Source organism: Pseudoalteromonas sp. BSi20439 (assembly GCF_000241165.1).
Lineage (GTDB): Bacteria > Pseudomonadota > Gammaproteobacteria > Enterobacterales > Alteromonadaceae > Pseudoalteromonas.
Window position 1 is genome coordinate 37,717 of record NZ_BADW01000162.1, and the last position, 13,071, is coordinate 50,787.

12 protein-coding genes are annotated in these 13,071 nt (G+C 41.2%); 3 read left to right on the forward strand and 9 right to left on the reverse strand.

Annotated elements, in window-relative coordinates; translation table 11 throughout:
- Nucleotides 1-5: 5 nt before the first annotated feature.
- The 3 genes from cydX to cydC are packed head-to-tail and all read left to right on the forward strand — an operon-like array spanning nucleotide 6 to nucleotide 3,664.
- Complete coding sequence (gene cydX, locus P20439_RS12895) at nucleotides 6-170, forward strand: cytochrome bd-I oxidase subunit CydX (RefSeq protein WP_008110965.1); 165 nt, start codon at nucleotides 6-8, stop codon at nucleotides 168-170.
- Complete coding sequence (cydD, locus tag P20439_RS12900) at nucleotides 160-1,935, forward strand: thiol reductant ABC exporter subunit CydD (RefSeq protein ID WP_008467501.1); 1,776 nt, start codon at nucleotides 160-162, stop codon at nucleotides 1,933-1,935. The genes cydX and cydD overlap by 11 nt, the downstream gene beginning before the upstream one ends.
- On the forward strand, nucleotides 1,928-3,664 hold the full coding sequence (gene cydC / locus P20439_RS12905) for a thiol reductant ABC exporter subunit CydC (RefSeq protein ID WP_008467503.1): 1,737 nt from the start codon (nucleotides 1,928-1,930) through the stop codon (nucleotides 3,662-3,664). The genes cydD and cydC overlap by 8 nt, the downstream gene beginning before the upstream one ends.
- Here cydC and P20439_RS12910 read toward each other — a convergent pair.
- The 9 genes from P20439_RS12910 to P20439_RS12950 form a co-directional block, all read right to left on the reverse strand.
- Nucleotides 3,661-4,068, reverse strand: coding sequence for a septal ring lytic transglycosylase RlpA family protein (locus P20439_RS12910; protein WP_008467506.1), 408 nt, complete (start codon nucleotides 4,066-4,068; stop codon nucleotides 3,661-3,663). The genes cydC and P20439_RS12910 overlap by 4 nt on opposite strands.
- Before the next feature lie 179 nt (nucleotides 4,069-4,247).
- On the reverse strand, nucleotides 4,248-5,018 hold the full coding sequence (gene lpxA, locus P20439_RS12915) for an acyl-ACP--UDP-N-acetylglucosamine O-acyltransferase (protein ID WP_008467508.1): 771 nt from the start codon (nucleotides 5,016-5,018) through the stop codon (nucleotides 4,248-4,250).
- 2 nt (nucleotides 5,019-5,020) lie between these two features.
- On the reverse strand, nucleotides 5,021-5,473 hold the full coding sequence (gene fabZ, locus P20439_RS12920; RefSeq protein ID WP_008110974.1) for a 3-hydroxyacyl-ACP dehydratase FabZ: 453 nt from the start codon (nucleotides 5,471-5,473) through the stop codon (nucleotides 5,021-5,023).
- Between the two features lie 27 nt (nucleotides 5,474-5,500).
- A complete protein-coding gene (lpxD, locus tag P20439_RS12925) occupies nucleotides 5,501-6,523 on the reverse strand; it encodes a UDP-3-O-(3-hydroxymyristoyl)glucosamine N-acyltransferase (protein ID WP_008467510.1) in 1,023 nt (340 codons plus the stop codon).
- 7 nt (nucleotides 6,524-6,530) lie between these two features.
- Nucleotides 6,531-7,049 (reverse strand): OmpH family outer membrane protein, encoded by a 519-nt coding sequence (locus P20439_RS12930; RefSeq protein WP_008467513.1) that lies wholly within the window; start codon nucleotides 7,047-7,049, stop codon nucleotides 6,531-6,533.
- Between the two features lie 11 nt (nucleotides 7,050-7,060).
- A complete protein-coding gene (bamA, locus tag P20439_RS12935) occupies nucleotides 7,061-9,514 on the reverse strand; it encodes an outer membrane protein assembly factor BamA (protein ID WP_008467515.1) in 2,454 nt (817 codons plus the stop codon).
- Between the two features lie 123 nt (nucleotides 9,515-9,637).
- Nucleotides 9,638-10,990 carry a sigma E protease regulator RseP gene (gene rseP, locus P20439_RS12940; protein ID WP_008467516.1) on the reverse strand — a complete coding sequence of 451 codons (1,353 nt, stop codon included), beginning with the start codon at nucleotides 10,988-10,990 and terminating at the stop codon, nucleotides 9,638-9,640.
- Nucleotide 10,991: 1 nt separating this feature from the next.
- A complete protein-coding gene (gene ispC, locus P20439_RS12945; RefSeq protein ID WP_008467518.1) occupies nucleotides 10,992-12,194 on the reverse strand; it encodes a 1-deoxy-D-xylulose-5-phosphate reductoisomerase in 1,203 nt (400 codons plus the stop codon).
- Nucleotides 12,191-13,057: a phosphatidate cytidylyltransferase gene (locus P20439_RS12950; protein WP_008110985.1), complete on the reverse strand. Its 867-nt coding sequence runs from the start codon at nucleotides 13,055-13,057 to the stop codon at nucleotides 12,191-12,193. Before P20439_RS12950 ends, ispC begins: the two co-directional genes overlap by 4 nt.
- Nucleotides 13,058-13,071: the final 14 nt, after the last annotated feature.

The window sequence follows — 13,071 nt, forward strand, 5'->3', positions numbered from 1 at the left end:
AAATTATGTGGTATTTCGCGTGGATTTTAGGTGTACTGCTTGCTTGTACTTTAGGCGTTATAAACGTGATGTGGTATGAATTTCATCAAAATAAAAACAGTATTGCTGATGATGAACAAGCCACCCATGATTTATTAAACGAGCATAATACAAATCACAATGACGACTAATCCCCGACCAAATCGCGCGCAGCAACAACCCCTGCGCGCTTTTTTAAAGCAGCAGAGTAAACCGGCGGCAATGTGGTTAAAGCTAAGCATTGCACTTGGAACAGTTAATGCAATTTTAATGATTGCAGGAGCTTACTTACTCGCGCAAACCATTCATGAGGTGATGTTTGAAGGGCATAGTTTAGCCCAAGTAACCCACTATTTATGGCCTTTAGCGGGTATTATTTTACTGCGCGCCATTTTTTTAGCGTTAAGTGAGCGCTTAAGCGCATTTGCAGCGCTTAAAATCAAATCGGCTATTCGCCAAACTTTACTCGATAAACTCACGCTACTTGGGCCAAGTTATATAGAGCAACACGGCCAAGGCGCTACGCTCAACACGCTGCACAATGGTGTAGAAGCACTGCATGACTACTATGCAAAGTACTTACCAGGGGTTGCCTATAGTGCGCTTATTCCTCTGGCAATATTAGTGGTTATATTTCCGACCGATTATAAAGCGGGACTGATATTTTTATTAACCGCACCACTTATTCCGTTTTTTATGATTCTAGTTGGTCATAAGGCAGAAGCGCTTAACCAAAAGCGCTGGCAACAACTGGCGGTATTAGGCAACTACTTTTTTGACCGCATACAAGGGCTTACCCAACTAAAATTGTTTAATGCTACGCGCAAAGAGCTAAAGCAAATAGCCCAAATTTCAGATGATTTTAGGCATGCAACGCTAAGCGTGTTAAAAATTGCTTTTTTATCTTCTTTTGCACTGGAATTTTTAGCCACAATTAGTGTGGCACTGGTAGCGGTTATTATTGGTTTTAGATTATTTTTTGGCACGCTCGATTTTGCAACCGGCTTTGTAGTATTGCTGCTAGCACCTGAATTTTACTTACCGCTTCGCCAATTAGGCAGCCATTATCATGCGCGCTTACAAGGAATTAGTGCTGCTGCAGATATGCTAATCATTTTAAATGCACCACTGCCATCAAAAAATAATAACCACACAGCTCATATAAACATGGAGGGTAACAGCACTATCAGCGTCCATGATCTCAATTTTAGTTACCCTAATAGCAATGAGGGAATTAATAATATTAATTTAACCCTGCCAAGCACAGGACTAGTAGCCATTGTGGGAGCTAGCGGCTCAGGTAAGAGCACCCTACTTGATTGCATGCTTGGTTTTCACCCAGAAGTAATACAACACATATCCATTGACCAACAACCATTGACGACAGCCGATATAAGCCAATTACAACAAAACATTGCCTGGATCCCACAAAAGCCAACCTTATTTTACGACACCCTAGCCGCCAACATAAAATTAGGTAACCCAGACGCTTCATATGAAGCACTTGTACATGCTGCAGAGCAAGCAGGTGCGCTGGAATTTATTAACGAGCTACCCGATGGCTTTAACACCTTAATAGGTGAGCAAGGTGAAGGGCTATCTGGCGGGCAAAAACAGCGTATAGCATTAGCTCGTGCATTTTTAAAACACGCCCCTATTCTAATGCTCGATGAGCCAACCGCTCATTTAGATAGCCAAACCGAGCAACTCATTCAAAACGCTATTGCTGAGTATGCAAAAGAACACTTAGTGATCACCATAGCGCACCGCTTAAATACAGTAAGAAATGCCAAACAACTTATCGTTATGGAAAACGGTGCCATCGCTCAGCAAGGCGACTTTATAACGCTCAGCCAGCAAGCTGGCGAATTTGCAAAGCTGCTGCAAACAGCGCAACATGGAGCGACTAATGACTAACTTTATTCGTTTACTTAAATTGTGCCGCCCTCATTATAAAGCGATGCTTTTAGGGACGTTTCTAGCGTCACTCACGGTGCTAGCTAATGTAGGCTTACTCGCTATTTCCGGCTGGTTTTTAGCTTCTATGGCTGCCGCAGGAATTGCAGGCGTCCATATGAACTACTTTACCCCAGCTGGCACCATTCGTTTTTTGGCGATTGTGCGCACCGCTTCACGTTACGCTGAACGCTTAGTTACTCACAACGCCACATTTTTATTGTTAAGTGAAATACGAGTAAATATGTTCGCCACACTCAGTAAACTTAATAATCTTGATTTGGCTATGAGCCGCAGTGCCGATTTAGTTAACCGCTTACAAAATGATGTAGACGCACTAGATAAATTTTATTTGAATGTGTTGCTGCCGATGTTAGTTGCTCTACTAACAGTGCCTATTATTATGCTGTTTATGTCTGCTTACAGCCCAAGTGTAGCCTTAATTTGCTTTACGGGCATCGTTGTTATTGGGGTGGTTATACCCGCTATATTGAGCAGACAATTAGATAAAAACAGCCACCAAGAAACATTACTCAGCGCCCAATTAAGAGCTGAGCTATCTGATACCTTAACGGGTCTTAGAGAACTAAATATTTACCAAGCTCGAAACCAACAACTCACTAAGTGTGATCAGTTAAGTAAGCAGTATAATCAGCAATTATTTATTCGTCATAAGGCTCTTGGCAATGCTGATGGTTTGAGCTTACTCATAGTGCAACTGGCTATGCTCGCCAGCATTGTCACTATTGTGCCGCTGGTGTTTAGCGCCGAGATGGTAAATGTTGAATTGGCGATGTTGAGTTTGTTTGTACTGGCCAGTTTTGAAAGCGTATTGTTACTACCCAACGCGTTTATTGAACTACCTAATGTATTAAAAGCAGCTGAGCGACTATTTACCCTTGAAGATAAAGTACTGAAGAAAAACGAGGTACCGTCACAAGTAATTGATTCAAAAAATAAAAAATGGACACTTTCGCTAGATAAAATTAGCTACCACTATGGCCAAAAGCAGGCATTAAATAATGTGAGTTTTGAGCTACCTGCAAAGCATAAAGTGGCGATTGTTGGTAGAAGCGGCAGTGGTAAAACAACCTTAGTGAATTTACTAAGCGGTTTATGGCCTCTGCAACAAGGTGCAATTAGCTTACAAAACGAAAAAGAAACAATAAACCTGCATAATTTAAATAATGAAAGCCGTGCAAAAACATTAAATATTTTAGCCCAGCAGCATCATATTTTTGATGGTACATTAAGCGATAATCTTGCCTATGCGGCACCTGATGCAACACCGCAACAAATGACAGCGGCGTTAAAACAAGCCGAGCTGGGTAACTGGTTTAGCACGCTAAAAGAAGGCTTAAATACTCGTTTAGGCACAGGGGGACGCAGTGTCTCTCAAGGCCAGTCAAGACGCATTGCCTTGGCACAAGCGCTGCTGCAACAACCCGCCATTGTAGTGCTCGATGAACCCACTGAAGGGCTCGATAATATTTCTAAACAAGCCGTTATGAACAGTATTTTACAGCTAAAAAAGCATGCTAGTGTATTAACAATTACTCATGATCCAGCGTTGTTATCGCAAATGGATAGTGTCATCTGGTTAGACAGTGGACAAATCATCGCTCAAGGTTCACATCAACAATTGCTCAATGAACACCCTGACTATGTGGCGTTAACGACCCGCTTCTAGTCCTTAGCAGTATTACTTTTATCAATAACGGTGACCGTTACATCAATAACGCCGACTTTAGGGTCGGCTATTTTTTTAAACATCGCCTTAGATAAATCAATAATTCGCCCCCGAATATAAGGCCCCCTGTCATTAATTCTGACCACTACAGACTTATTATTAGCAATATTGGTAACTTTCACTTTTGTACCAAATGGGAGTCTTAGATGCGCAGCCGTTGCCGCCTGTTGGCTAAAACGTTCGCCATTAGCCGTGGTTCTGCCATGATATTTGTCTGCATAGAATGATGCTTTACCTCGCTCTGACATATCACTTTGTTGATTATTTATTTGCCTTGGCGCAGTACTACAAGCAGTTAACATAACCAATAGCATTGAAAGCAATACTAACTTTATCCGTTTCATTATTTATACTTTATAGGAAAATGTGTAGGGAGTGTAATAAGGTAAGCCTGAGTAGAGACTGAATTTAATAAACATAGCAACATGCACTTCATGGCTGAGTTATTAATCAAATATCAGCTAATAAAAAACCACCTTGGTTACTCAAAGGTGGTTTTTTTTATAAATTAAAATGCTCTTTATTAACGCACAATACCGCGCTCTGAGCTTTTAACAAAATCAATCATCAGCTGCACAGCAGGGTATTTTTCAGCGTCTTCTGAAAGCGATTCTATCGCTTCATCAACGCCTAGGCTCTTGCGATAAAACGCTTTGTACGCGCGGCGTACTGCCATTATCTCATCGCTTTCAAAACCACGGCGTTTCATACCTTCGGTATTGATTGCAGCAGGGCCTGCTGGCATCCCAATGGTGGTAACAAAAGGAGGTACGTCTTTATTTACACCAGAATACATACCAACAAATGCATGAGCACCAATTTTACAAAATTGATGCACACCTGAGTTACCCGCTAAAATAACCCAATCACCAACATGAACGTGACCTGCTACACTGGCATTATTTGCAAAAATAACGTTATCGCCAATCACCGCATCGTGTGCAACGTGAGTGTAAGCCATAAATAAGTTATTGCTACCTATTTTGGTAACACCTTCATCTTGGATTGTACCGCGATGAATAGTCGCACATTCACGAATAATATTATTGTCGCCAATAATTAAGCTTGTTGGTTCGTTGTTATATTTTTTGTCTTGGCAGGCTTCGCCCACAGAAGCAAACTGAAAAATATGGTTACCAGAGCCAATAGTAGCAGGCCCTTTAACAACAACGTGAGACTCAATAATACAGTCATCACCAATAACAACATCATTACCGATGTAACTGTATGGTCCAACTGACACATTGTTACCAAGTTTTGCACCCGGTTCGATTATTGCCGTAGCATGGATCACAATTAAAACTCTCTTCTAGCACACATGATTTCGGCGCTACACACTGTTTTGCCGTCAACTTTAGCTTCAGCCGCAAATTTCCATATGTTACGACGCTCTTTTAAAAACTTAACATGAAGATGCATGGTATCACCTGGCACAACCGGCTGCTTAAAACGAGCATTGTCTACGGCTGCAAATAGGTAAAGTTCGTTTTCACTACGATTTTCAACCGTTTTAAACCCTAATAGACCCGTTGCTTGTGCCATTGACTCTAATATTAGCACACCAGGAAAAATCGGCTGGTTTGGGAAATGGCCGGTGAAAATGGGTTCATTAATCGATACGTTTTTAATTGCATGTAACGATTCACCAGGGGTGAAATCTATAACGCGATCAATCAGTAGCATCGGGTAACGGTGCGGTAATAAACTTAAAATTTCTTGAATATCAAGGCTATTTAATTCGTTTGCCAAAATAGCATCCTTATTAGTGTTCAACGTTCATGACTTATTCAATGCTTCAAGCGCTTTTAGACGTGACTTCATGTCTGAAAGGTTACGCAAATGAGCAATTGATTTTCGCCATTCTTTGTTAGTCGTATGAGGCATACCGGATGAGTAAATACCCGGTTCGGTGATTGATTTAGTCACCATACTCATACCAGTAATTATAACACCATCACATACAGACATGTGACCGTTAATTGCGGTCATGCCGCCAATCTGGCAATTTTTACCTATGCTGACACTGCCTGCAAGTACAGTACAACCGGCAATAGCCGTGCCTGACTGAACTTCAACGTTGTGTGCTATTTGACACTGATTATCAATAATAACGTTACTGTGAATAATAGTATCATCAAGCGCACCACGATCTATCGTGGTACTTGCACCAATTTCGACTTTATCGCCAATGATCACTGAGCCTAGTTGTGGAATTTTAAGCCACTGACCACGTTCATTCGCATAACCAAAACCGTCGCTGCCAATAACAGTATTCGCTTGAAATAAACAGTCTGCGCCAATCTCAACATCATGATAAACGCTCACACTTGACCATAGTTTGGTGCCTGAGCCTATTTTAACACGTTCACCAATAAAACTGTTCGGACCAATTTGTACGTTATCGCCAATCACAGCGTCAGCTTCAATTACAACATTCGCGCCTATGGCTGCGCTTTTACTGACTTGCGCACTGGCATGTATAACCGCACTTGGGTGTATACCACTAATGGCACTACGTGGCGTGGTATCCATTAACTGAGCGAGTTTAGCGTAATTCACATACGGATTGGCGACGATGATTTTGTTGCCTGAAAAATAAGGCGCATCCTCAGGACTCAGTATCACAGCACTGGCTTGTGTTGTTTCAAGCTGAGAGCGATATTTCTTGTTCGCTAAAAATGCAATATGCCCAGTCTGGGCATTTGCAAGTGTTGCTATTTTTTTAATTTCTAAAGCGCCATCACCTTGTCGCTCGGCGCTTAGAAGTTCCGCAATTTGCGAAAGCGTATAATTTTGCATAAATTAATTATTTCTTACTTACAGCGTCTACAACTTTTTCAGAAAGATCAGTTACTTCTTTAGGGTTAAAGTAAATTGTTGTGTCTTTTACTTTAACTTCGTCGAAGTCGCCTTTTTTAGCAATCTCTTGGATTGTTTCAATGATTAGAGTCTGAACTTTAGCCAACTCTTGATTTTGGCGTGATTTAATTTCTTGCTCTAGAGGACGACCTTTTTCAGCAAGATTTTTTTGCATACCTTGAATTTTATCACGTAATGCGTCTTTTTGGTCTTGACTCATTGTAGTGCTTTCACGCTTAAACTTTTCAGCTTCAAAGCGAATGTCACCTTGTAACTTTTCAAGCTCTTGACGACGCTCTGCAAACTCAGTTTGCAGAGACTGTTCAATTTTAGCCATTTGTGGAAGCTGCTTGTAGATTTCTTGCATATCTACAATACCCACTTTATGAGCAAAAGCGTTAACTGATGTACCCATCATAAGTGTAGCTAAAACGGCAACTGCTGTTGATTTGAATAATTTTTTCACAATAAACTCCTTTAGAAAGTGTTACTAATATTAAAACTGATGGTCTTGGTATCGTCATCTTCTTCTTTTTGCAACGGATACGCAAAGCTGATCAGCATCGGACCCATAGGTGAGATCCACTGTAATGATAAACCGGTTGCAACCCTAAATCGCATTGGGTCTGAGTAGTCATCTAATTTTGCACGCTCATCAATCCCTAAGTTTTGATAGCGATCAACACTGAATTCGGTATCCCATACGTTGGCAGCGTCAACAAAGAAACTCGTTCGCACTGAACTAGTATTTTCTTCATCTAAGAATGGAGTAGGTACAATAAGCTCCATACCTGCCACTGCTTTCGCATTACCACCAATACGACCTTGTGGTATTAGCACGTCAAACTCTGACGCCCCACCAATGTTGCCTGTGGTTGTGCCATCACCTGATGGCGTACCTGGTATTGATTGCGGTATACGCGAAACAGCACGCGGTAAAATGGTATTTCTATCAAAGCCACGTAATTCCATTTCAGTGATACGGAAGTATTCTTGGAACGGTAAAGTTTGATCATAGCCATTGGTAGAGCCATAACCATTACCATAACCTAATGCAGCACGCGTTGAGAAAACCCAACGATGATCGTTAGAAATCGGCCAGTAAAAACGCGAGTCATAATTTAATTTAAAGTACTGTAAATCAGAGTTTGGCGTTGTGGCTGTTAAGTTTAATGTTTGTCGTGAACCTGCCGTTGGGAATAAACCACGGTTAACTGTAACTCGTGACCAACCAACACTTAGCTCGTAGTTTGTAAATTCAAAGCCCGCATCTGGATTTTCTGGATCTAAGAAGGTTTCACGTAGTACACGTGTTTGCTCATATTCAGCAATATCTGACAATTGTTCTTCTATCCAACGTGCGCCAAAATTAATACGGTTAATGGCATCAATTGGGAAACCAATGTTTGTCCCTAACCCATAACTTTTTGACTTATAGTCAATCAAACTAAACTGACTGGCATCGTAGTTACTGTAAAAGATACTGCTACCCTGCGATACGCCATCCGGCGTAAAGTAAGGGTCGGTATACGATACACTGACACGCTCAGAGCCGCGTGAAGTATTAATATTAAAGCCAATTTGGTTACCTGTGCCTAAAAAGTTAGACTCGGTTACACCAATATTAAACTGCAGACCTAAGTATGAGCCATAGGCAAGACCGGCATTGAAGCTGCCCGCAGATTGCTCTTTAACAGTAAAGTCAACGTCTACTTGGTCATCAACACCTGGAACTGGCACCACATTAAAATCAACGGTTTCCATATAAGGTAAACGTTGAATTTGTAGTTTAGAACGCTCTAGGTTTTGATTAGATAACCATGCACCTTCAAGCTGTGTCATTTCACGGCGCAGTACTTCATCAGCCGTGTTTTGGTTACCACCTACAATAATTCGACGAACATACACACGCTTGCCTGGGTCAACCGACAGAGTCAATTGTACTTCTTGGTTCTCGTCATCAATTTCTGGAATCGTACGTACTTCAGCATTGGCGTAACCAAAACGCGCCAAGTAGCTTTTGATAAATTCTTCTGATGAGGTAACCACTGATCCGTTATAAAGCTCGCCTGTACGCAGTGGAATAACACTTTTTATTAATTCTTCACGACCGAGTAAATCACCGATGAAATCAAAGCCTTTCACTTTGTATTTAACGCCTTCGGTAATATTTGCCGTTACATAAACAGACTCACGTTCAGGGCTAACTGATACTTGAGTTGAGTCAATATTAAAGCGTAAATAGCCACGGTCTAAATAAAAGCTGCGAATTTTTTCTAAATCGCCTTCAATGGTTTGTTTTTGATAGCGGTCGCTACCCATAAACTGCCACCATGGTAAGTCTTGCTGCGACTCAACTAGTTGCAATAACTCTTCGTTTGAGAAAAGCTCATTACCCACTAAGTTAATTTGACGAATGGAGGCTGCATCGCCCTCGTCAAACTCAAGTCTTAATTTAACGCGATTACGTGGTAATTTAGTGACACTGATATCCACTTTTGCATTGTATTTACCAATACTGTGAAAAAATTCAATCAGGCCTTTTTCGATATTATCGATTACCGTTTTATCAAGCGGCTCGCCTTGGCGAATATCTTGTTGATCGAGTGACTGATTTAATTGCTCATCTTTTATGTCTTTATTGCCTTCAAATTCAATAAAGCTAATGGTTGGACGTTCAGTTACTTTAAAAATAACGTTATTACCATCACGTAACGCTTTTATATTGTCAAAGTGACCAGAGCGATAAAGTGACTTAATTGTTTTTGAAATTGTATATTCATCAACATTGTCGCCCACGTTAATAGGAATATGCGTTAATGCAGCACCAAGTGCGACACGTTGCAATCCCTCAACTTTTAAATCTTCAACAATAAAGGAGTTTTGGCCTAGGGCTGCAAAGCTTGCACCCAATAAACTTGAAACTACCAAATGTTTTTTATAGCCATTTTATTATCTTTATCCTTTACAACTGTATTACCGCTTAGCATCGAAAATTAAATATTTACGAGCTTTACAATCGTGTTCTAATTTGTCGTTACCACGCTTACATAACTACAAGCGCGATACATCATTGAACAAAGCGAAACATGTTAGAAAAATGAGTAGCAAGGCTCCCACTTTAAAACCAAACTCTTGTGTCTTTTCAGAGACTGGCTTTTTACGAAAAAGTTCAATTATGTAATACATTAAGTGCCCACCATCAAGCACTGGCAGAGGAAGTAAATTAAATACTCCCAAATTAACGCTGATCAAAGCTAAAAAGCTTAAAAATGCGACTAATCCGTAACTAACACTTGTGCCTGCGCCGACTGCAATGCCGACGGGCCCACTTAAATTTTTCACTGACACTTGACCAGTAATTAAGTTACCTATCATGTCGAAACTCAGCGTAATTAAACGCCATGTTTCTTTTGTGCCCAGCACAATACTATCTAGTGGCCCATAATGTCTAGTCTCAACAAAATCATCAGGCCACTGCTCTACAACCGGAGCAACCCCTAAAAAGCCTTGTTCAACACCATTACTGACAACGCGACTCTTCGGAGTGACTGTTATTGTTTTTATACTATCTTTTCTTTTTACACTAAATTGTAAGGATTTGTTAGCCGATTGCGTAATAAGATTAACTAATTGCTGCCAACTGCTCATTGTTTCACCGTTTACAGCTAAAATAACGTCGCTAACCTGTAAATTTGCCTGTTCGGCAGCTGAGTCTTTCGTAATCGCCGCGATTGTAAGTGTCGCTTGAGGGCGAAACGGCACAATCCCCAACGAACTTAATGGCGGTACATCTTGCTGATCAAGCTTCCAACCATCCAAATTGAGAGTTTGCGTCGTTTGTTGATAATTTTCGTTGCGTAAAGTAACAGCAACACTTTTATCACCTAAGTGCGACATCAAAGAAAAAGTCGCATCTTGCCAATTAGCAATGTCGTCATCACCAATTTTAATTATTTGCTGAGTAGGCATAATGCCCGCTTGCTCTGCTCGGCTGCCTTCAACCACATTGCCTACAACCGGTTTTATAGTTTGTACACCCACCATATACATGACAGCTAGAGCAAAAATAGCGAATAAAAAGTTCGCCATGGGCCCTGCTGCCACAATGGCTATTCGCGCTTGAACAGATTTAGCATTAAACGATAAATGACGCTGATTGGCTGGTACTTCATCAACACGCTCATCTAACATTTTTACGTAACCACCGAGTGGGATTGCTGCAATTACATACTCAGTATTGTACTTGTCGTGCCATTTTAATAAGGGTTTACCAAAACCAATTGAAAAGCGCAGTACTTTAACGCCCGCCTTACGTGCCACCCAAAAATGACCATATTCGTGAACGGTCACTAAAATACCGAGCGCGAGTATAAACGAACCTAAATTCCAAAAAAAATCGAACATATCAATGCACCACTTTTGTTATAAACTGCGCAGCGCTGATGCGAGCTAAACGGTCACACTCTAAAATTTCATCGAGTGTTTTCGCATCAGTAAATTGTGCGGCGTCTAGCGTTTGCGCATTCACTTTATAAATATCCGTAAACCCAATCTGCCCCTGAAGAAACGCATTAACTGCAATCTCATTAGCCGCATTAACGGTGGTGGTGGCTCCTTGCCCCGCATCACACGCAGCAATTGCTAATTTTAAATTAGGATAACGAGAAAAGTCAGGTTTGGTGAACGAAAAATCACAAATATCAGAAAAGTTTAACGGTTTAACACCCGCATCAATTCGCTGTGGAAAGGCAAGCGCATGTGCTATTGGGGTGCGCATATCGGGGTTTCCCATTTGCGCTAAAATAGAACCATCTTGGTATTGCACCATAGAGTGGATAATACTTTGTGGGTGAATCACCACATCAATATCGCTGGCATCACAGTTAAATAACCATTTAGCCTCAATAAACTCTAAGCCCTTGTTCATCATTGTGGCTGAGTCTACTGATATTTTTTGTCCCATAGACCAATTAGGGTGAGCAACCGCTTCACTGACACTAACGCTATCAAGCGTATTAATATCACGGTTTAAAAATGGGCCACCAGAGCCAGTTAATAAAATTTTGCTAACGCCATGCTGCTCAAGCCGTGCTTGTCCTTGGGTGTTTTGTAACGTACTAGGTAAACACTGAAAAATAGCATTATGTTCGCTGTCGATGGGTAATAAAGTTGCTTGATGTTGTTTCACTTTATCAATAAACAACTGACCCGACATCACCAATGACTCTTTGTTTGCCAGCAGCACTTTTTTACCCGCTTCGACTGCGCTCAAAGTGGGTAGTAATCCAGCCGCACCAACAATTGCTGACATCACAGTATCAACATCAACATGCGCACAAAGCTCACTCATGGTTTTCTCGCCATGCATTACTTGTGTTTTACATATACCTTTTAAAAGTTCACTAAGCTGCTTAGCGGCTTGCTCTGAAGCCATAACAGCATAGCGAGGTTGATGAGCAAGACACAACTCAGCCATTTTCTTTGCATTTTGCCCTGCGGCCAATGCGAACACCTTGAACTGCTGTTGATTTCTTGCAACAACATCTAACGTGCTAAGACCTATAGACCCCGTTGCACCCAAAATAACCAGTTGTTGCACTACACTCATAAACTCAGTGTCCAGGCAAAGCAAATAACAAACATCGGCGCTGCTGCAGTTAAGCTATCAATACGGTCTAAAATACCGCCGTGCCCAGGTAGGCAACTGCCGCTATCTTTAAGACCCGCTTCACGTTTAAACATACTCTCGAGTAAATCACCTACCGCAGAGAACAAAGCAATAAATGCTGTCATTACTGCATAAATTGGCCACACAGAAGTATCAACGTTAGTGTAATAACAAAAAGCCAATACAAATAACACCGCAGCAACCACGCCACCGGCGAGGCCTTCTATGGTTTTATTTGGACTAACTTTAGGCATTAACTTATGTTTACCGAAACTTTTACCGGTAAAGTAAGCGCCAATATCGGCACTCCATACAATACCTAGCACCACTAAAATCAGCATAGAACCATAGTGTGTTGATTCTGTATATTGCGCACTTCGAAGGGTGTTAAGCGCAAGCCACAGTGGTACCAATGTCAGTAAACCTGCAATACCGCGCATCACAAGCCCTTCATTCCAGCCTTTAGCCATAGCGGGGTAGCGCCACACTAAATAACTTGCAACTAACCACCACGAAAACGATAAGGTAAATAGGTAATTAGCATCGCCAACAAGCTGACCATCTTGCCATAGGGTTTCTATAGGCCAATGTAAATTAAGTAAACCAAGTAATACAGCCACTAATAATACAAACGCACCGCGTTTTAGTTTATCGCATAGTCCCATAAAAGCAGACCATTCCCACGCGCCCATTAATACAATAGCACCCGCAAAATAACTAAATAACGTTAGTGGGGTGTAAAAAACCAAAGCCAGTGCTAATGGCGCTAGCACTAGTGAGGTTAAAATACGTTGTTTTAACAAAATGATGACCCTTA